This is a genomic window from Saccharopolyspora soli, from assembly GCF_022678645.1.
GTDB lineage: Bacteria > Actinomycetota > Actinomycetes > Mycobacteriales > Pseudonocardiaceae > Saccharopolyspora > Saccharopolyspora soli.
On sequence record NZ_JALBWV010000050.1, the window covers coordinates 25780 to 45609 of the forward strand.

Annotated in this window: 20 protein-coding genes; 10 read left to right on the top strand and 10 right to left on the bottom strand. The window is 68.3% G+C overall.

Translation table 11 applies throughout. The features are described from left to right. Positions 1 to 18: 18 nt before the first annotated feature. Entirely contained in the window at positions 19 to 729 is a 711-nt protein-coding gene (locus MOQ72_RS30985) for a class III extradiol ring-cleavage dioxygenase family protein (protein ID WP_242189295.1), read from the bottom strand. A gap of 358 nt (positions 730 to 1087) precedes the next feature. Between MOQ72_RS30985 and MOQ72_RS30990 the strand changes: the two genes are divergently transcribed. Further along, on the top strand, positions 1088 to 2413 hold the full coding sequence (locus MOQ72_RS30990; protein WP_242189296.1) for a DUF349 domain-containing protein: 1326 nt from the start codon (positions 1088 to 1090) through the stop codon (positions 2411 to 2413). A gap of 21 nt (positions 2414 to 2434) precedes the next feature. Here MOQ72_RS30990 and MOQ72_RS30995 read toward each other — a convergent pair whose 3' ends face one another. The 3 genes from MOQ72_RS30995 to miaB are packed head-to-tail and all read right to left on the bottom strand — an operon-like array spanning position 2435 to position 4565. After that, complete coding sequence (locus MOQ72_RS30995) at positions 2435 to 2653, bottom strand: hypothetical protein (RefSeq protein WP_242189334.1); 219 nt, start codon at positions 2651 to 2653, stop codon at positions 2435 to 2437. Next, the gene (locus MOQ72_RS31000; protein ID WP_242189297.1) at positions 2623 to 3093 is read right to left on the bottom strand and encodes an Rv2732c family membrane protein; all 471 of its coding nucleotides are present in this window, start codon (positions 3091 to 3093) and stop codon (positions 2623 to 2625) included. The genes MOQ72_RS30995 and MOQ72_RS31000 overlap by 31 nt, the downstream gene beginning before the upstream one ends. Then, complete coding sequence (gene miaB, locus MOQ72_RS31005) at positions 3090 to 4565, bottom strand: tRNA (N6-isopentenyl adenosine(37)-C2)-methylthiotransferase MiaB (protein ID WP_308198000.1); 1476 nt, start codon at positions 4563 to 4565, stop codon at positions 3090 to 3092. Before miaB ends, MOQ72_RS31000 begins: the two co-directional genes overlap by 4 nt. Before the next feature lie 249 nt (positions 4566 to 4814). On the opposite strand from miaB, the gene MOQ72_RS31010 reads away from it, so the two are divergent. From MOQ72_RS31010 to MOQ72_RS31025, 4 genes are all read left to right on the top strand, one after another. Then, entirely contained in the window at positions 4815 to 5543 is a 729-nt protein-coding gene (locus MOQ72_RS31010; RefSeq protein WP_242189333.1) for an amino acid ABC transporter ATP-binding protein, read from the top strand. 29 nt (positions 5544 to 5572) lie between these two features. Further along, positions 5573 to 6472, top strand: a complete 900-nt coding sequence (locus tag MOQ72_RS31015) for a glutamate ABC transporter substrate-binding protein (RefSeq protein WP_242189298.1) — start codon at positions 5573 to 5575, stop codon at positions 6470 to 6472. Between the two features lie 153 nt (positions 6473 to 6625). Next, on the top strand, positions 6626 to 7276 hold the full coding sequence (locus tag MOQ72_RS31020; protein WP_242189299.1) for an amino acid ABC transporter permease: 651 nt from the start codon (positions 6626 to 6628) through the stop codon (positions 7274 to 7276). Further along, positions 7273 to 8145, top strand: coding sequence for an amino acid ABC transporter permease (locus MOQ72_RS31025; protein WP_242189300.1), 873 nt, complete (start codon positions 7273 to 7275; stop codon positions 8143 to 8145). The genes MOQ72_RS31020 and MOQ72_RS31025 overlap by 4 nt, the downstream gene beginning before the upstream one ends. A 110-nt stretch (positions 8146 to 8255) precedes the next feature. Here MOQ72_RS31025 and MOQ72_RS31030 read toward each other — a convergent pair whose 3' ends face one another. Together MOQ72_RS31030 and MOQ72_RS31035 are read right to left on the bottom strand one after the other, a co-directional pair. Further along, positions 8256 to 9716 (bottom strand): DHA2 family efflux MFS transporter permease subunit, encoded by a 1461-nt coding sequence (locus tag MOQ72_RS31030; RefSeq protein WP_242189301.1) that lies wholly within the window; start codon positions 9714 to 9716, stop codon positions 8256 to 8258. Between the two features lie 196 nt (positions 9717 to 9912). After that, positions 9913 to 11376 (bottom strand): FAD-dependent oxidoreductase, encoded by a 1464-nt coding sequence (locus MOQ72_RS31035; protein ID WP_242189302.1) that lies wholly within the window; start codon positions 11374 to 11376, stop codon positions 9913 to 9915. A gap of 37 nt (positions 11377 to 11413) precedes the next feature. Here MOQ72_RS31035 and MOQ72_RS31040 point away from each other — a divergent pair, with 37 nt between their 5' ends. Then, the gene (locus MOQ72_RS31040) at positions 11414 to 12145 is read left to right on the top strand and encodes a TetR/AcrR family transcriptional regulator C-terminal domain-containing protein (protein ID WP_242189303.1); all 732 of its coding nucleotides are present in this window, start codon (positions 11414 to 11416) and stop codon (positions 12143 to 12145) included. 117 nt (positions 12146 to 12262) lie between these two features. Here the strand turns inward: MOQ72_RS31040 and MOQ72_RS31045 are convergent, their stop codons facing one another. Continuing rightward, complete coding sequence (locus MOQ72_RS31045; protein WP_242189304.1) at positions 12263 to 12880, bottom strand: transporter substrate-binding domain-containing protein; 618 nt, start codon at positions 12878 to 12880, stop codon at positions 12263 to 12265. A gap of 180 nt (positions 12881 to 13060) precedes the next feature. Between MOQ72_RS31045 and edd the strand changes: the two genes are divergently transcribed. Continuing rightward, positions 13061 to 14908 (top strand): phosphogluconate dehydratase, encoded by a 1848-nt coding sequence (edd, locus tag MOQ72_RS31050; protein ID WP_242189305.1) that lies wholly within the window; start codon positions 13061 to 13063, stop codon positions 14906 to 14908. Positions 14909 to 14975: 67 nt separating this feature from the next. Further along, positions 14976 to 15599: a bifunctional 4-hydroxy-2-oxoglutarate aldolase/2-dehydro-3-deoxy-phosphogluconate aldolase gene (gene eda, locus MOQ72_RS31055; protein WP_242189306.1), complete on the top strand. Its 624-nt coding sequence runs from the start codon at positions 14976 to 14978 to the stop codon at positions 15597 to 15599. A gap of 195 nt (positions 15600 to 15794) precedes the next feature. Here the strand turns inward: eda and MOQ72_RS31060 are convergent, their stop codons facing one another. After that, positions 15795 to 16451, bottom strand: coding sequence for an HAD family hydrolase (locus MOQ72_RS31060; RefSeq protein ID WP_242189307.1), 657 nt, complete (start codon positions 16449 to 16451; stop codon positions 15795 to 15797). Between MOQ72_RS31060 and MOQ72_RS31065 the strand changes: the two genes are divergently transcribed. Beyond that, a complete protein-coding gene (locus MOQ72_RS31065; RefSeq protein ID WP_242189308.1) occupies positions 16425 to 16934 on the top strand; it encodes a nuclear transport factor 2 family protein in 510 nt (169 codons plus the stop codon). The two genes, MOQ72_RS31060 and MOQ72_RS31065, sit on opposite strands and share 27 nt — an antisense overlap. Before the next feature lie 199 nt (positions 16935 to 17133). Here the strand turns inward: MOQ72_RS31065 and MOQ72_RS31070 are convergent, their stop codons facing one another. After that, complete coding sequence (locus tag MOQ72_RS31070) at positions 17134 to 17754, bottom strand: regulatory protein RecX (RefSeq protein WP_242189309.1); 621 nt, start codon at positions 17752 to 17754, stop codon at positions 17134 to 17136. 19 nt (positions 17755 to 17773) lie between these two features. Beyond that, the gene (gene recA, locus MOQ72_RS31075) at positions 17774 to 18814 is read right to left on the bottom strand and encodes a recombinase RecA (protein ID WP_242189310.1); all 1041 of its coding nucleotides are present in this window, start codon (positions 18812 to 18814) and stop codon (positions 17774 to 17776) included. Between the two features lie 243 nt (positions 18815 to 19057). Here recA and MOQ72_RS31080 point away from each other — a divergent pair, with 243 nt between their 5' ends. After that, a complete protein-coding gene (locus MOQ72_RS31080; RefSeq protein WP_242189311.1) occupies positions 19058 to 19804 on the top strand; it encodes a DUF4383 domain-containing protein in 747 nt (248 codons plus the stop codon). Positions 19805 to 19830 lie beyond the last annotated feature (26 nt).

Consider the following 19830-nt stretch of genomic DNA (forward strand, 5'->3'; position numbering starts at 1 on the left):
GGCCCACCGCAGCGGCGGTCAGGTCGTTCTGGTCCAGATGGCCACGTGGTAGGTGACGCCGAACGGCGTGGCCGAGTACAGCAGTTCGCCGCGCCAAGTGCCGCCGGAGGCCGCCACCACGCCGGGTAGCACTTGCAGCGCGGCTCGGCCCGCGACCCCGAGCTCCGCGGACAACTCCGGTTCCAGGGCGCGCAGCCCGGCCAGGCCGGCGTCGGCGAGCGCGGTGCGGATCCGTTCGTCCAACGTCCTGGCCCGCGCGTCGGGCGGGAACGGCGAACGCGCGTCCGAGCGGTTGGTGCCGTCCGCCAGCACCAGCAGGCCCACGTCCTTGGCCGCCAACGTCGCGCCGAGCCGCTGGCATTCGTCCGTCGGGGTGTCCGGGGCCAACAGGTGCACCGTGGCCACACGCGCACCTGCTTGCTCGCGCAACCAACCGGTGATCAGCGCTGGCAACGGCAGCAACGGGTCCGGACGGCTCGCGACCGTACCGCCGAGCGTCACCCGAACGTCGACACCGAATCCGTCAAAAGTGCCCGCAGTGTTAGGTCCGAGCATCGCTGGTCCCGATTGATCTACGCCAACGCCCACCCATTCGGCGGCAGAGTCAGTCAGACTGGACACGGCGCGCAGACAGGCGCCCCGCAGACGTTCGGTTTCCGCGTCGGCACGCACGGTCAACGCGGGAACCAGCAACGGCGGGTACGGCACCACAGCGACACGGGTGATCACACCTGTGCACGGTAGAGGTCACGGGCGAGTTGTCTGGAGCAGGGAGCCGCAACCAGCAGCGGCAGGAGATGGCGAGCGGGCGTCGCCGACCCCTGCCCGCTGCACCCGAACAGCTGCCTGATGACAATGAAGTCGTGCAGGGCACGCGTTCGCTCCAGGCGCCGCGCGGTGGTGGTCGCCGACCCATCGGCGCGTCGATTTCGCGACGGAGTACCGATTCGCGCCCTGACCTGTTTGAATGCGCCAGCGGAGGCCGGACCGCCGAACGGTTCGGGCCGACGCTTGCTGGGCCCCGCCGATGCGGGGCGCCCGTGCCGGACACGGGCATCGGAGCGGGCACGCAAGGAGGAAGCCGGCCATGACGCACCAGGACACGACCCCTGAGGCGGTCGCCAACAAGGCAGCCGAGGACTCGACCACCAGCACCGCTGGGTCACGCACGGTTGCGCCCGCAGTACCGACTGCTTCCGCCGATCCCGCCAAGTGGGGTCGGGTGGACGCCGACGGCATGGTGTACGTGCGCACCGCCGACGGCGAACGGGCGATTGGCTCCTGGCAGGCCGGTGATCCCGCCGAGGGGTTGGCGCTCTACGCCCGCAAGTTCGACGACCTGCTGACCGAGGTCGAGCTGCTGGAGACCCGGCTGAGCACCCACGCTGGCGAGCCGAAGCACACCCTGAGCAGCGCCAAACACCTGCACGAGTCGCTGGCCGAGGCCGCGGTGATCGGCGACTTGGCGGCGTTGAGCGCCCGGATCGAGCACTTGGTGGCGCAGGCCGAGCAGGCCGTCGAGGGCGCCAAGCACGAGAAGGAACGTGCTCGGGCCGACGCGGTCGCGCGCAAGGAGGCGCTGGTCGCCGAGGCCGAGCAGATCGCCAACGAGTCCACGCACTGGAAGAACGCTGGCGATCGGCTGCGCGAGATCCTCGACGAGTGGAAGAAGATCCGCGGCGTCGACCGCAAGACCGACGAGGTGTTGTGGCGCCGGTTCTCCAAGGCGCGGGACGCCTTCAGCCGCCGCCGGGGTTCGCACTTCGCCGAGCTCGACCGGCAGCGCGCGGCGTCCAAGGCCCGCAAGCAGGAGTTGGTCGAGGAAGCCGAGGCGCTGACGGAGTCCGATGACTGGGGCGAAACGGCGAACCGCTACAAGCAGCTGATGGCGGAGTGGAAGGCCGCCGGTCGCGCGCCGAAGGACAGCGACGAGGCGCTGTGGCAGCGCTTCCGCAGCGCGCAGGACCGGTTCTTCAGCCGCCGCTCCGAGGCGTTCTCCGAGCGTGACGCCGAGTTCGCGGAGAACGCGAAGCTGAAGGAGGAGCTGCTCGCCGAGGCCGACCAGATCGATCCGTCCGCCGACCTCAAGGCCGCGCAGGCCCAGCTGCAGCGCATCCAGGAGCGGTGGGACGAGATCGGCAAGGTGCCGCGGGAGCGGATGCGCGAGTTGGAGGGCAGGTTGCGCGCGGTGGCCGACCGGGTGCGGTCCGCCGCCGACGCGCAGTGGCGGCGCACCGATCCGGAGGCGCAGGCCAGGGTCGACCAGTTCCGCGACCGGGTGGAGCAGTTCGAGGCGCAGGCCGAGAAGGCGCGCGCGGCCGGTGACGATCGCCGCGCGAAGCAGGCCGAGGACCAGGCCGCGCAGTGGCGGGAGTGGCTGGCCGCTGCGGAACAGGCCATCGCCAGCCGCTAGCTCGACGTCGAGCGCATCAGCTCAGCAGTACGAGCAGCCTGTCCGCAGGGCGGTGAGATCGCCGTCGGTGCAGCCGCCGGAACGCAAGTACTCCTCGGCGTCGAGCGTGGCCCGCGCTGCAGTGCACGAGGACCCGCCGGGTTCGGCACGCGCGATGGCGGTGCGTTCTGGGCAGCGGTCCAGGAACGGTCGGTAGTGCCAGGGAAAGCTCAGGTGCGGGACCAGACGATCCGCATCCACTGCACGGCCAGCACGATCATGCAGACGACCGCGAGCACCAGGCCGATCGACGGGCCCGCGTTTCCGCTGGTCTGCCGCGACCAGATCGCGATCATGCCTTCGAAGGACACCACCACACCCGCCAGCCCGGCCAGCAGCGCGATCACCCAGCGTCGGGTGATCAGGGCCAGGGCACCGAGGCCGATGCCGACGATCGTCGAGTTGATCGCGAACAGTCGTGGCAGCAGGCCGATGTTCAACTGCGGATCGGCCTCCCCGGTGAGCACTTGCCAGCCCACCACGCCGTCGACCCACGGCAGCACCGAGCACAGCACGAGCACCAGGATCACCGAGGCGATCACCAATGCGCGCGAACCCGGATCGATCCGGCGCAGAACCTCCCGCTCGGTTCTGGCCAGCTCGCGGCGCGACATCTCGTCGGGTTCCTCCGCGCCGCTCAACACGCACATCCCTGCTGCGCGACGGGCTGCACCGGAGGACTCCCGAACGAGGGCAGTCCAAGGCTGACGCCGGAGGTCTTGGGCCGCACGCCCGCCTCCCAGTGGTCACCCGCGGTAGTGCGGCGGTGGTCGCTGACGTCGGTGTCGGCGACCAGGTGGTGCGGCGCGGCGCGGGTGACCGTGGTGTGCACGATGTCGCCGGGCCGGATTTCGCCGTTGATCGCGCCGGTCGGGGTGAAGTGCACCAGCCGTCCGTCGCGGGCCCGACCGGACAGCCGGTGGGTCGCCGCGTCCTTGCGCCCTTCGCCCTCGGCTACCAGCAGCTCCACCGGGCGGCCGACGAGCGTCTTGTTCTCCTCCCAGGAGATCTCGTTCTGCAGCGCGACCAGCCGGTCGTAGCGCTGCTGCACGACTTCCTTGGGCAACTGGTCGGGCAATTCCGCGGCGGGGGTGCCGGGCCGCTTGGAGTACTGGAAGGTGAACGCGCTGGAGAACCGGGCCTGCCGCACCACGTCCAGCGTCGCCTCGAAGTCCGCCTCGGTCTCGCCGGGGAACCCGACGATGATGTCGGTGGTGATGGCCGCCGTCGGCATCTCCTCGCGCACCTTGCGAAGGATGTTCAGATACCGCTCGCTGCGGTAGGAGCGGCGCATCGCCTTGAGGATCCGGTCCGATCCTGACTGCAGCGGCATGTGCAGCTGCGGGCACACGTTCGGCGTCGTGGCCATCGCCTCGATCACGTCGTCGGTGAAGTCACGCGGGTGCGGCGAGGTGAAGCGGACCCGTTCCAGGCCGTCGATCTCGCCGCAGGAGCGCAGCAGCTTGCCGAACGCGAAGCGGTCGCCGAACTCGACGCCGTAGGCGTTGACGTTCTGCCCCAACAACGTCACTTCGAGGACACCTTCGGAGACCAGCGCCTGCACCTCGGCGAGGATCTCGCCCGGTCGGCGGTCCTTCTCCTTGCCGCGCAGCGCAGGCACGATGCAGAACGTGCAGGTGTTGTTGCAGCCGACCGAAACCGACACCCAGCCGGAGTAGGCCGACTCGCGGCGCGCGGGCAGCGTGGACGGGAAGACGTCCAGCGATTCGAGGATCTCGACCTCGGCCTCGTGGTTGTGCCGGGCGCGCTCCAGCAGCGTGGGCAGCGAGCCGAGGTTGTGGGTGCCGAACACGACATCCACCCACGGGGCCCGCTTGACGATGGTGTCGCGGTCCTTCTGGGCCAGGCAGCCGCCGACCGCGATCTGCATGTTCGGGTTCTGGTCCTTGGCCGGACGCATGTGACCGAGGGTGCCGTAGAGGCGGTTGTCGGCGTTCTCCCGGACCGCGCAGGTGTTGAACACGACCACATCGGCGGTGTCGGAGTCGGCGCGCACGTACCCGGCGTCCTCCAGCATGCCCGCGAGCCGCTCGGAGTCGTGCACGTTCATCTGGCAGCCGAAGGTTCGGATCTCGTAGGTCCTGGTGCGCACCGTTCCACGGTAGCTCCTGGTCAGATCCCGGATTCACCCGCCTGGACGGGCAGCGGTTGCGAGGTGGTTCCGCAGCGCGGAAAGATCGGCACCAGCCGGGTTGTTGACTCCGGTGCGTAACCCACTTGCAACATGTGTTCGTCTGTTGCGTCTGGACTATCCCCCATCGGGGGCTTAGGTTTCGGCCAACGAATACAAATTGAGGCGTTCAGGGGAGAACGAATGGCCGCAGCTTCCACGGACGTCCCGATGATCAGGATGTCCGCGGTCGACAAGTATTTCGGCTCATTGCACGTGCTGCGGGCGATCGATCTCGAAGTGCCCAAGGGCCAGGTGGTCGTGGTGCTCGGGCCGTCGGGTTCCGGCAAGTCGACGCTGTGCCGCGCGATCAACCGCCTGGAGCCGATCAACTCCGGCCGGATCGAAATCGACGGGGTGCCGCTGCCCGCCGAGGGACGTGCGCTGGCCGAACTGCGCGCCGATGTCGGCATGGTGTTCCAGCAGTTCAACCTGTTCGCGCACAAGACGATCCTGGAGAACGTGACGCTGGGCCCGATCAAGGTCCGCAAGCAGAGCCGGGACGCCGCCCGCGAGGACGCGATGCGGCTGCTGGAGCGGGTCGGCATCACCGACCAAGCCGAGAAGTACCCGGCGCAGCTCTCCGGCGGCCAGCAGCAGCGGGCCGCCATCGCCCGCGCGCTCGCGATGAAGCCGAAGGTGATGCTCTTCGACGAGCCGACCTCGGCGCTGGACCCGGAGATGGTCAACGAGGTCCTGGAGGTCATGACCGACCTCGCGGCCGAAGGCATGACCATGCTGGTGGTGACCCACGAGATGGGCTTCGCGCGCCGTGCTGCGCACCGCGTGCTCTTCATGTCAGACGGCGAGGTGGTCGAGGACGCCGCGCCGGAGAAGTTCTTCAGCGCGCCGAGCAGCGACCGCGCCAAGGACTTCCTCGGCAAGATCCTCACCCACTAAGGACCCACTTAAGAGAGGGGCAAAGCGAGATGCAAGGCAAGGGGATCCGGTTGGTCACGGTGCTGACGGCGACGCTGGCACTGGCACTGACCGCCTGCGGCGGTGGCGGGGGCAACCAGCTGAGCGGTGGTGGCAACGAGGTGCAGGTCGACCAGAACGCGCAGTTCGAGCCGGGCACCACGATGGCCAACCTCAAACAAGCGGGCACCATCCGCATCGGTACCAAGTTCGACCAGCCGCTGTTCGGGCTGAAGGGCCTGGACGGCAAGCCGCAGGGCTTCGACGTGGAGATCGCCAAGATCATTGCGGGCAAGCTCGGCATCGCACCGGAGCGGATCGAATGGGTCGAGGCGCCCAGCAAGACCCGCGAAGAGGTGATCGAGCAGAACCGGGTGGACATGGTGGTGGCCACCTACACCATCAACGACGCCCGCAAGCAGCGGATCAGCTTCGCCGGACCGTACTACCAGGCCGGTCAGGACATCATGGTCAAGTCCGACAACACCCAGATCACCGGGCCGGAGTCGTTGCGGCCGACCGGTGCGAAGGTGTGCTCGGTGACCGGCTCCACCCCGGCCGAGAAGATCAAGGAGTACGTCGACGAGGCCAACCTGGTGCTCTTCGACGTGTATTCGAAGTGCGCCGACGCGCTGCGCACCGGCCAGGTGCAAGCGGTGACCACCGACAACGTGATCCTGCTGGGGCTGGTGGATCAGAGCGGTGGCCAGTTCAAGATGGTGGACAAGCCCTTCACCCAGGAGCCGTACGGCATCGGCATCAAGAAGGGTGACGTGAAGTTCTGCGAGTTCATCGACCAGACGCTCACCCAGGCCAGCCAGGACGGTTCCTACGCGAAGGCGTGGCAGTCGACGGCGGGCAAGGTCGCCCCGCAGACCCCACCACTACCGCAGCTGGACACCTGCAGCTGACCGATCGCGAGAGAAGGACCTGTATCTGAACTCGTTTTGAGTGGCGTACGCGGGCTAAGCGGCTGGCGCCGCTTCAAAGCAAGACCAAAGACAGGTACGGAGAGGGTGCCGACCGCGCAGGACGGCACCCTCATCGCTTGGCCGGAGTGAATCGTGCAAGTCATCATCGACAACCTTCCGCTGTACCTCAGCGGACTCGTGCGGACGCTGAGCATCTGCCTGTACGCCGGGGTGCTCGCGCTGGTCATCGGGACCATCGCGGCCGGTTTCCGGGTATCCCCGCTGCCACCGCTGCGCGCCACCGGGACCAGCTGGGTCAACGTGCTGCGCAACTGCCCGCTGACCGTGGTGCTGTTCTTCATGGCCTTCGGGCTGCCCGAGCTGGGCATCAACGGCTCGTACTTCTGGTTCGGCACCATCGGTTTGGCGCTGTACACCTCGGCGTTCGTGTGCGAGGCGATCCGCAGCGGCATCAACGCGGTGCCGTCAGGGCAGGCCGAGGCCGCGCGGGCCGTCGGACTCACCTTCGGCCAGTCGCTGTCGCTGATCGTGCTGCCGCAGGCGGTGCGCACCGTCGTCCCGCCGCTGGGCAACGTGATCATCGCGATGATCAAGAACTCCGCGATCGTCGGCGCCTTCGGCGTCGGCGGTGACCTGTTCGCGGTCGGCGACACCCTCACCTCGGCGCGCGGGCTGTCCGCGTTGCCGGTGCTGACCGGCGTGGTCCTCGGTTACCTGGTGATCACCATCCCAGCCGGGCTGCTGCTCAGCGTGGTCGAGCGGAAGGTGGCGATCGCCCGATGACGAACTCGGTGCTCTACGAGGCGCCCGGCCCGGTGGCGAAGCGTCGTTCGCTGCTGTCCAGCCTGGTCGTGGGCGCCTTGCTGCTCGCGGTTGTCGCCTGGGTGCTGGTGGTTTTGGGCGCGCAGGGCCAGCTGACCGCCGAGAAGTGGGCCCCGCTGCTCGACCCGACCAACGACACCTTCGGGCCGGTGTGGAACCTGCTGGGCGAAGGGCTGGTCGGCACGCTCACCGCGGCGGTGCTGGCCATGGTGTTCTCCCTGGTCATCGGGACGTTGCTGGCCATGACCCGGATCGTGAGCGCGCCTTGGTACCGCTGGGGCGTGGTCGGCGTCGTCGAGCTGCTGCGCGGCGTCCCGGTGGTCATCGCGGTCTTCTACGCCTTCCGCGTGCTGCCCTCGCTCGGACTTGAGCTGTCCCCGCTGTGGTTCCTCGTCATCGGCCTGACCGCGTACAACTCGGTGATCATCGCCGAGGTCGTGCGGGCCGGGATCCTGGCGTTGCCCAAGGGGCAGAGCGAGGCCGCCTACGCCATCGGGCTGCGGCGCAGCCAGGTGATGGCGTCGGTGCTGCTGCCGCAGGCGTTCCGGGCCATGCTGCCCGCGTTGATCAGCCAACTGGTGGTGATCTTGAAGGACACCTCGCTGGGCTTCATCGTGGCGTACGTGGACGTGGTGCGGCAGGCGCAGGTGATCATCCAGAACCTGAACAACCCGATCCAGACCTACTTCGTGGTCGCGGTGCTGTTCATCTTGATCAACTACGCGCTGGGCAGGCTGGCCATCTACACCGAGCGCCGCCTCAGCCGCGCCCGCAAGGGCAAGCTCGCGACGGTCGAACTCCAACGAACAGGCGCGGCAGCAGGCGACTAGGGGCGCGTTCAGCAACCGGCTCGCTGCGGACTACGAACGCCGATCAGCCGAGCAACAGCACGCGGCCCGGTCCCAGCAATACCGGGACCGGGCCGTGACCTGCGACTGGGTCAACGCACATCGACCTCGGCGGACAGCAGTGCCGCGGGCTTCGAACGCCTGCTGACGAACAGCGATGCGATGAACGCGAGTAAGCCGATACCACCGGCGACCACGAACGCGGTGCGCAGACCCGCGCTGTCGGGGGCGCCGGACGGGTCGGCGGCAGCAAGGGAGGCGACGGTGACGAAGACGGCGATACCGAACGCACCCGCGACCTGCTGGAGGGTGGCCAGGACCGCGCTCCCGTGGGAGTAGAGGTGGTTGGGCAGCGCACTGAGAGACTCGGTCATCAGCGGGGTCATCATGAGACCGAGCCCGGCCATGAGCAGGACGTGGACGCCGATCACCACGGCCAGCGGCGATCCCGGTCCGAGGGCGGCGAACAGCCACAGCGAAACCGCCATGGCCAGTGCGCCGGGGATCACCAGCGGGCGGGCGCCGAAGCGGTCGTACAGCCGTCCCACCGGCCGCCCGAGCAGTCCGAGCACCAATCCGCCGGGTAGCACGGCCAACCCGGTGACGAAGGTGCTGGCGTGCAGGACGGTTTGGAGGTACAGCGGCAGCAGGATCGCCCCGGCACCCATCAGGCACATGAACAGCAAGGCGCCCAAGACCAGGGCGACGATGAAGTCGCGGTAGGTGAACGGGCGCAGGTCGAGCAGCGCGCGGTCGTAGCGCTGCAAGCGGAGTTGGCGCGCCACGAACGCACCAAGGGACGCGACCCCGATCACGATCGGGACCCACGGTGCCACCTGGTGCTGCCCGCCGGACTCCCCGATGGCTGACAGGCCGTAGAGGACGCCGCCGAACCCGACAGCCGACAGCGGCACCGAGACCAGGTCCAGCGGCACCGACCGCGTGTCGCTGGCCAACCGCATCAGGACCGCCCCGATCGCCAGCGCGAGAACCGCCAGCGGCAGCACGATCCAGAACATCCAGCGCCAGCCCAGGAAGGCCAACACCGCGCCGCCGATCGTCGGGCCCACGGCGGGAGCGACGGCGATGACGATGGTGATCGTGCCCATCGTCGCGCCGCGCTTCTCGGGCGGCACGAGGCGCATCACCGAGGTCATCAGCAGCGGAATCATGACTGCGGTGCCGCACGCCTGCACCACCCGCCCCGCCAGCAGCACCACGAAGCCCGGGGCGAGCGCGCTGATCAGCGTTCCCGCGCTGAACAGCGTCAACGAGGCGAGGAAGACCTGGCGCGGGGTGAAGCGTTCGAGCAGGAAGCCCGTGATGGGGATGACCACTGCCATCGTCAACAGGAAACCGCTGGTGAGCCATTGCACGGTCGCCGTCGAGACGCCGAGGTCGACGGTGAGATCGCGAAGTGCCACGCTCAGGATCGTCTCGTTGAGGATCATCACGAAGGCCGAGGCGACCAGCACACCGATCAGCACGGGGGCTTGCGGTGGTGTGGTGTCGCGGTCCGAGTCCGCAGTCGCGGTACTCGCGGAGTCGATCATGGTGGAGCGCACCTCGCAGTTGGGTCGGCTCGACCGCGGGCGCGGCCCGCCGTCGAGCACGGGGTTGACATTCCGAGTCTGCTCACCCGCCGACGAGTCGGCACGTGCTTTTCGCGGAGAGCATGCAGGCTCACACCGACAGCGCGGTGGCCACACCGGCGAAGGGCGCTGCACCACTCGGCATTCTTCCGCGGGATCAGGGGTGCAGGAGCTTCTCCTGGACGGCGGCCGGTGCGCTGGGATCGGTGCCGCGCCAGGCCACCACATCGTCGGGGCGGAGCAGGAGTCCTTCCCCGGCCCGCAGGAAGTCGACGTCGAGCCGGTGGACCGGGAGGCCGTTGTCCTGCCAGCGCCGCGGATCGTCGGCCACCGCGAGCGCCCAACCGGGGCCGCCGATATCCACCGTGGACGATGTGCGGTCGGCGTCCAGCCAGCGGTGCGGGATTCGGGTGCCGACGCGTCCGGCCGGTGCGAATTCGGTGACCGGCTCGACTTCCCCGCCCTCTGCTGGTCCGCCGACGAAAGCTCCGGCCGGGTACTGGAATCCGCCTGCGGCCAGCACGAACGGGTGCGCCAACGTCGGATCGGGTGCGGCTGCCAGGTCCCGCGAGCGCCTGCTCGACTGGTCGGCCGCGAACCAACCCGCCGGGCGGCGTTCGGTGTCGTAGCTGTCCAGCAGCTCGGGCGTGGCGGCTCCGGACAGCACCGCGGCGAGCTTCCAGCCGAGGTTGTGCGCGTCGACGATGCCGGTGTTGGCACCGCTCGCGGCGAACGGCGGCATGACGTGCGCGGCATCTCCGGCCAGATGCACCCGTCCTTGCGAGTAGCGGTCGGCGACGCGCATCTCCGGTTGCCAGGCCAGCGCGCTCAAGATCTCCAGGTCCGGGGCGGGCACACCGAGCGCGATTCGCAGCAGTGTCGACCAGTCGCGATCGACCTCGTCGCCCGGCGCCATGAACACCCACCGCGTCCGACCGTCCACTGAGACCAGCGCGCCGGGTGCTTCCGGGTGGTCGAGCTGGCAGATGTTGAACTCCCGCCCGCGAACCACATCCGCGAGGTCCGCGCGGAAGTAGACGTTCACATTGGGTTCGCCGATGGCACCGCGCCCGGATCGGCTGATGCCGAGCGCTGTGCGCACGGTGCTGTGCGCGCCGTCGGCCCCGACGAGGTATGCCGCCCGCAGCCTTGCGCCATCCAGCTCGGCGACCACACCATCGGCATCCTGCGTGAACGATCTGAGCGGGGTGTTGAACCGCACGTCCACTCCCGCGCCCTCGGCTGCCGCGCGCAGCACCGGTTCAAGCACGTCCTGTGCCACCAAACAGGGCAACTCCGGACTGACCTCCATCGATGCGCCCGAACCGGGCGGCCGCCACAGCGGCAACTGCTCGGCCTCCGCGAGTGTGCGCCCGGTGGCCATGTGGTCGTGTTGGGCGAGATCGCGCGCTGCTTCGTGGACGGTCGCGGCCAGGCCGATCTCGCGGAACACCTCCAAGCTCCGCATGTTGAAGCGGCGCGCCTTGGGCTGCGGCGAGGTCGTCGCCCGCTTCTCGACGAGCGTCACGTCGACACCGTGGTGGCGCAGCACCAGGGCTGTCGTCAGCCCGATGAGTCCGCCGCCGACGACCAACACGTCTCGTGTACGTTGTACATCCATGGTGTACGTTGTACACGCAAGCTAGGATCCGGAGCAAATGACTTCCGCGAAACGTCCGGGCGGCCTGGTCTGGTTCGACGAGCCACCGCCCCCACCGGCCACCGAACAGCTCAGCCGGGAACGGGTCGTTGCCGCCGCGATAGCGCTCGCCGACGAGAGCGTGCGCGGCGAGGTCACGATGCGGGCGATTGCGAGCCGTCTCGGTTCGCGCAGCCCGATGGCCCTGTACCGCTACGTCGGCAGCAAGGACGGGTTGACGGATCTCATGGTCGACGAGATCTACCGCGAGATCACCGTGCCGCCGCCCGGTGACTGGCGAACCTGCCTGCGAGAAATGGGAGTCTCGGCCTGGGAAGCCGTGCAACGGCACCCATGGTTCGCGCGCTTGGCGTTCAGCCGACCACCGCTGGGACCGCACGCGCTGCGCCTCTACGACGCCGCCCTGGCCGCAGTTGACGAACTGGGCCTGGACGCCGCAACCCGCATCGGTTTCATCAACACGGTGCTCGGACAAGTGCTGGGCTCCGGGCTCGCACTGTTGGAGGAACGCGCGATGCGGGCCCGGACCGGCATCTCGTCCGAGGACGAGATGGCCGCAGCGGCGCGGCCCTACCTGGCGAGGATCACTGCGGAAGGCAAGTACCCGCACTACATCCGGTGGGTCAACGAGCCGGACTGCCTGGCCGAAGTGGTGACCTTCGAGCAACAACTGGAGTGGCAGCTCGACGGTCTGCAAAGCCTCGCCAACACCAGGCGGGAAGACCGCTAGCGCCGCCGACCCCGCCAATCGACAGCACAGGCCAGGTGTGGGAGCCCATCGCCGAAGGGCTCGCAGCGCGCTGAAGCGGCGTGCTGCGCCGAGCCTCTGGCGATTTCGCGCCTGGCTCTACCTCGGGGTGGCCTTGACTCCGGCTGCTCCCAGGGTTGCGTCGTAGGCGCGCTGCCACGAGCCGTCGGCGACCGCGGCGTCCAGCATTCGTTGCAGCTCCTGGGCCAGCATCCGATCGTCCGACCTGATCACCAGGAAGCGTTCGCTGTCGGTCACCACGTAGGGCCCGACCGCGGCCACCTGCGGCGTGTCAGCCGTGCCGCCGAGCAGGACGTCCACGTTGCCCGCAGTCACCGCGTCCCGCAGCAGCGTCGGCGGCAGCCGCCGGAACTGCACCTGGTTCATCGGGTCGAGGCCGATGCGCTTGGCCAGGTCTCGGGCGATCTCGACATCGAAACCCTGGTACTCACCAGCCGGGTCGCGGGTGATGAACTGCGGCTCGTCCGCACGCACCCCGACCAGGAGCAGCCGCCGCTGCTTGATCTGCGCCAAGGTCGGCGAGGTGTCGAGCTCGACCGAGTTCCCGACCGGCGGGGCCGGGCTCGGGGGCGCGGGCGCGGTCGGCGCGGGCCGGTTCTGCGGCGGCACCGCATTCGGCTCGGTCGGCGAACCCGGCGCGCAACCCGACAACACGGCGAGCGCCGACACCACCGCAGCGAGCACGCGAATCCGCATGGCCCCTCTCCTCACTCTCGATCCAGCACCCATGATCGCGCACCCAGCAACGGGCTCGGGACCGGATTGCCGCTCAACTGGATCGATTGTGAAATCCAGACCACACCTATTAGTGTGACTGCCGTCATCAGGCGCCAACGTCGTCGCCCGCATTCCAGGCAATCCTTTCGGAGGCGATTCATGGCGCCGCCAAGGCAGCACGTCGTCGAGCAGGTCACCCAGCGCATCGCGGACCGCAGCGCCGAGACGCGCACCGCCTACCTCGACCGCATCCGAGCCGCCGCAGCCGTCGGCCCGGCCCGCACCGAACTGCCCTGCAGCAACCTCGCGCACGGCTTCGCCGCGTGCAACGGCCCGGATCGCCTCTCACTGCGCGGCGCCACCAAGCCAGGTGTTGCGATCGTGTCCGCCTACAACGACATGCTTTCCGCGCACCAGCCGTACGCCGAGTTCCCGGCGTGGCTCAAGGACGCGGTGCGGGAAGCCGGTGGCGTCGCGCAGTTCGCCGGTGGAGTGCCCGCCATGTGCGACGGCATCACCCAGGGGCGCACCGGCATGGAACTGTCGCTGTTCTCCCGCGACGTCATCGCGATGGCCACCGGGATCGCGCTCTCCCACGAGATGTTCGACGGCGCGCTGCTGCTCGGAGTATGCGACAAGATCGTGCCGGGCCTGCTCATCGGCGCGCTGTCCTTCGGCCACCTGCCGACCGTGCTGGTACCGGCCGGACCGATGCCCTCCGGGCTGCCGAACCGGGAGAAGAGCCGCATCCGGCAGTTGTTCGCCGAAGGCAAGGCCACCCGCGAGGACCTGCTGGAAGCCGAGTCCGCCTCGTACCACTCGCCCGGCACCTGCACCTTCTACGGCACCGCCAACTCCAACCAGCTAGTCGTCGAGGTCATGGGCCTGCACCTGCCGGGGTCGAGCTTCGTGCCGCCGGACACCCCGCTGCGCAAAGCGCTCACCGAGGAAGCCGCCCGCCGCGTCGTCCAACTCGGTCGCGGCGCGGACTACACACCGATCGGGGAGATCATCGACGAGCGCGCCATCGTCAACGGCGTGATCGCGCTGCTGGCCACCGGCGGCTCCACCAACCACACGCTGCACCTGGTCGCCGTCGCCGCGGCCGCCGGTATCGAGCTGACCTGGGACGACTTCTCCGACCTGTCCGCAGTCGTGCCGTCGCTGGCCAAGGTCTACCCCAACGGCTCGGCCGACATCAACCACTTCGCCGCCGCCGGAGGCGTGCAGACCCTCGTCGGCGAACTGCTCGACGCGGGCCTGCTGCACCGCGACGTCAAGACGGTCGCTGGCCCCGAACTCGACCGCTACCGGCAGCAGCCGTTCCTCGAAGACGGCGAGCTCGTGTGGCGCGACGCACCCGCGAGGAGCCTGGACCCGGACGTGCTGCGCGGCGTCGACGACCCATTCGCACCGGACGGTGGCCTGCGGGTGCTGGACGGCAACCTCGGCCGGTCGGTGATCAAGGTGTCCGCGGTCAGCGACGAACACCGCGCCGTGACAGCTCCGGCGCGGGTTTTCGAAGATCAGCACGAGTTCACCGCCGCGTTCCAGGCCGGTGAGCTCGACCACGACGTCGTGGTGGTGATCCGCAACCAGGGCCCGCAAGCCAACGGAATGCCCGAGCTGCACGGGCTGACGCCCGCACTGGGCGTGCTGATGGACCGCGGCCATCAGGTCGCGCTGGTCACCGACGGCCGGATGTCCGGTGCCTCCGGCAAGATCCCAGCGGCCATCCAGCTGACCCCGGAAGCCAACGCGGGTGGGCCGCTGGCCCGCCTCCGCGACGGCGACGTGATCCGGTTGGACGCCGACCGCGGCACGCTGGAAGTGCTGGTACCCGACGACGAACTGGCGGCCCGCGAGGACGCACCCACGGCGCGAGGCCCGCAGTTCGGCACCGGCCGCGAGCTGTTCGCGGCGTTCCGGCAGGCGGTCGGACGGGCCGATCGCGGCGCCAGCGTGTTCACACCGCTGCAACCGCAACCGGCCGACGTGCCAGCATGACAGTCGAGGACCACCGGGCGAATTCCGCAGGGCGCTCGACAAGCACTAGGAACGGATGAACCACCCCATGAACACTGCAGCTGACGTGCTGGAACTCGCTCCAGTGGTGCCGGTCGTGGCATTGGACGACGTCGCGCACGCGGTGCCGCTGGCCGAAGCCCTGCTGCGGGGCGGAATCCGCACCATCGAGGTCACCCTGCGCACCCCGGCCGGACTGCCCTCGATCGAACGGATCGCGGCCGAGGCGCCCGACATGGTCACCGGAGCGGGCACGATCACCGAACCGGGTCAGGCCAAGCGGGCCGCCGATGCCGGAGCTCGTTACCTGGTCACACCGGGAACCACGGACCGGCTGCTCGACGACATCGACGCATCCGGGGTGCCCTACCTGGCCGGAGCGGGCACGGTGTCGGAAGCGATGCGGCTGGCCGAACGCGGGGCCACCGCGATGAAGTTCTTCCCGGCTGAGCAAAGCGGCGGTGTGCCGTTCCTGAAAGCGATCGCCGGACCGCTGCCGGACCTGCGGTTCTGCCCGACCGGTGGGATCAGCCCGCAGAACGCGCCGAGCTACCTCGCACTGCCCAACGTGGGATGCGTCGGTGGATCGTGGCTCACGCCGAAGAACCTGCTGGCCGCCGGTGACTGGGCGCAGATCGAACAGCTCGCCAGGGAAGCCGCCGCGCTGCGCTGAACCCCGCCAGGCCGTTCGCCGGTCCTGGAACTTGCTCCGCGCGCGGCGGAACCGGGTGACGGAGTTGGCGATTTCGCGCGAAATGGCCAACTCCCTCGGCGCTGCGGCCCGCACCGCGTCGAAGACCAAGATCATGGTCAGCGCGATCGAAGGCCGTGCAGACCAGGTTCACCGCCGACCCTGACCCATACAGGATTACGAGAGCCAGGAGACGGCTTCCTCGATGGACTCAGCGATGGGCATGCCCGTCTCCGCCAGCTTTCCGCGACTCATCACCCCAGTGGTCACCAGAACGCAGCCCGCTCCTACGTGTGCTGCTGCGTCAGCGTCATCGACCACATCACCGATCACAACGACTTCGCTCGGGACAGCACGTAGCTCGGCCAGGTGCCGTTCGAGGTGTTCGGCCTTCGGCCCGCCGCCGATCTCCGCGCGCAGGCCGTCAACCCGCTCGAAAAGCTCGGCTAACCCGAACTCGGCCACCATCGGTACCAGTTCGTCGTGGAACCACATGGAGAGCAAGGATTGAGTCCGGCCGTTGCCGCGCCACTCCTCCAACACCTTGGGGACTCCATCGGCCAGACCGCAGGTGTGCAGGAGATCCCGGTACGCCTCGTGGTACAGCACATCGATGCGTGCCCAATCCTCGTTACTCAGCGAACGGCGCAGCAACCGCTCGTAGCACCGCAAAAGCGGACGGCTGAAAACGGACCGCCACTCGTCGAGGTCGATGTGCTCTCGATCGAAGGCGGTGCAGACCTCGTTCACCGCCGATACCACGGCGTGGTTATCCGAAAAGATCGTCCCATTCCAGTCCCACACGATGTGCCGCGCGCCAGCAAGAGTCGTCATGGCTGGCGACTCTACGAGCTGGAGACAACATTCCAGTACACACGTCCCAATCTGAGAGACGACGCACAGATCGGGCAAGCCACGGATTTACGGTTGATAGTTAGCGGTCGAGCCGACGCTGATCGGATCGCCGCAGTCTTCACCGAGGACGCTGAGTGGCTCGCGCCTCCGGGGAACGCTACTGCCGTCGCGCTGGAGGCCCCAAGCCACATGGTCGGCAAGAAGGCGATCGTGCGCTTCCTCGCAGAGGATTTCCCACGTTTGTTCGTGGCTGACGTCGCAGTCACCTTCCACGGGTTCCACGCCGACGGCGAAGGGGTGATCGTGGAGGAGACCATGACGGCGACTTTGGCCAACGGCAACCATTACGCCAACGACTACTGCTTCGTTTTCGAGCTCCAGGACGGCCTGATCCGCCAGGTCCGCGAGTACATGGACACAGCCCGCGGGCAGCGAATGATCTTCGGCGATGTTCAGCAGTAGGCATCCTCGACCTGGCCGCGGTCTAGTCGGCCCCGAAGAACAACTCCGAGTCGGCGAACTGGACGACGGCTGCCCCAACGCACAGCCACACCGCCCGACCACCGACACCACGACGCTGAGTGACCACGGGCAGCCAACGATGCATCGCCGACCGCGCGCAGTTATCAACGCTGGCCGAATCGCACCTTCTCGTGTCCCGTCACGATGATTCGAGATCAGGGTCCGGAGCACCGCCGCCGGATTGTTCGACTTCCTCCCGCACCACGCGGAAAGCCAGTCCCTCGGAGTAGCCCTTGCGGGCCAGCATGCCCACCAGACGACGCATCTTCGCGGTCTGGTCCAAGGTCGTCATCGTCCGGAGCTTGCGCTGCACCAACTCACGTGCCCGCTCGACCTCCGCATCGCCATCCACAGTGGACAAGGCCGCTGCCACCAGCTGCTCGTCGACGCCCTTGCGACGCAGTTCGAAGCCCAGCGCCTTGCGGCCGAGCCCCTGGTGCTGTTGGCGCGAATGCACCCACTCCTCGGCGAACGAGGCGTCATCGACCAGCCCCGCGTCGACGAACTTCTGCAACACGCCGTCGGCGATGTCCTCGTCGATCCCCTTGCGTAGCAATGCCTGTCGCAACTCCGAACGGCTGCGCGCACGGACCGCCAGCAGCCGGTAAACCGTGTCGCGCGCCAACTGCTCGGGGTCGTCGGCAGGCTTGCGCGGCGGCTTCGCGCCCGCCGCGCCATCCGAGACCTCGTCCATCGGGCGGGCATTGTCGGGGAAGCGGCCCTGTGCAGCGCTGCCCCGACGCGTGCCGTCACCGTTCATCCGAACCAACGTCCGAGGCTCAGAAGTCAACTGGTGCTGGCTCGGCGTTCTCCGCATCCAGCGTCGCGCCGATGCCGAGCTTCTCCTTGATCCGCTTCTCGATCTCGTTGGCAACGTCCGGGTTCTCCCGCATGAACTTGCGGGCGTTCTCCTTTCCCTGACCGAGCTGATCGCCTTCGTAGGTGTACCAGGCACCGGACTTGCGGATGATGCCCTGCTCGACACCCATGTCGATCAACGAGCCCTCGCGGCTGATGCCGATCCCGTAGATGATGTCGAACTCCGCCTGCTTGAACGGCGGCGCGACCTTGTTCTTCACCACCTTGACCCGAGTCCGGTTGCCAACCGCGTCCGAGCCGTCCTTCAACGTCTCGATCCGCCGCACGTCCAACCGCACCGAAGAGTAGAACTTCAACGCCTTACCACCGGTCGTCGTCTCAGGACTTCCGAACATGACACCGACCTTCTCGCGGAGTTGGTTGATGAAGATCGCTGTTGTTTTGGCGTTGTAGAGCGCCGAGGTCAGCTTTCGGAGGGCTTGGCTCATCAGGCGGGCTTGCAGGCCCACGTGACTGTCGCCCATTTCGCCCTCGATCTCGGCGCGCGGCACCAGCGCGGCCACCGAGTCGATGACGATGACGTCCAGCGCGCCGGAGCGGATCAGCATGTCCGCGATCTCCAGCGCCTGCTCACCGGTGTCCGGCTGCGACACCAGCAGCGCGTCGGTGTCCACCCCGATCGCCCTGGCGTACTCCGGGTCCAGCGCGTGCTCCGCGTCGATGAACGCCGCAGTGCCGCCCAACTTCTGCGCGTTGGCCACGGCGTGCAGCGCCACCGAGGTCTTACCGCTGCTCTCCGGGCCGTAGATCTCCACGATGCGGCCCCGTGGCAGCCCACCGATCCCCAGCGCGACGTCCAGCGAGATGGAACCGGTCGGGATGACCTCGATCGGTGCGCGCGACTCGTCGCCGAGTCGCATGACCGACCCCTTGCCGTACTGCTTGTCGATCTGGGCGAGCGCCAACTCCAGCGCTTTGCCCTTGTCCGGTGTCGCTGCCATCGGGGGTCCACCTCAGTCGAATCGAGCTTCGTCGTCGTTTCAGACGCTACGGGCAGGGACCGACAATCCGGCTGCGGGGTGTGCGGACGGCTCAGTCCCGTGCGCCCCATCCTAGACGAACGGATGTTCGATCTACCTCCCGACACGCCAGCACCGTCACCCGACCGTGTAACGGTGCGATCACCGATGCCGGGGTGGACACTCGAAGGAGAAATCGCCGCGGGCGCCGAGGAGGTGCCGATCATGCGCATGGACCGATACCTTCCGCCGGACCATCCGCTGAGCCGGTTCTACCGCGTCGGGGCGGCCATCTTCGGGGCCTGCCTGCTGGCTTTCGGCGTGCTGGGCCTGGCCAACCAGGTACCGCTGTTCACCACCCACGGCATCGACATCCTCGGGTTGTCCAGCAACGGCCTGCTGGCGGTGATCTCGGTCGTGGTCGGCGTGATCCTGGTCGGCGCCGCGGCCTGGGGCGGGCCGGTCGCCTCCACCACCACCGCCGTGATCGGGGTGCTGTTCTTCCTCTCCGGGCTGATCAACCTGGGCCTGCTGAACACCCCCTGGAACCTGTTCGCCTTCAAGCTGGAGAACGTGGTGTTCAGCCTGATCGCGGGCATGCTGCTGATGTTCCTCGGGTTCTACGGGCGGGTCAGCGGTGGGCTGCCGGAGGACAACCCCTACGTGCGCTACCGGCACCACGAACCGCCCGCCGAAGATGTTCCGGAGCAGCGGCTGGCCGATGAACAGCGCATCGCCGAACTCGAACCGCTCTGCGAGGCCGAGGTCGCCGTCGCCGAAGGCCATCCCACGCCGCAGCAGGACCGGCTGGTGCGGGCCGAGGCGTGGCGGCACCTGGTGGCGGAACGGCGCCGGGCCTACGAGCACTACCTGGCGGCCGGGCGCACTGCCGAACAGCAGGTCAGCGCGCAGAACCTGTGGGCGGATTTCGAACCACCGCAACGGAAGCGCTCGGAAGAGCCCGAGTCCTGATCCCGCGGAACCGCCGCACGAACCGA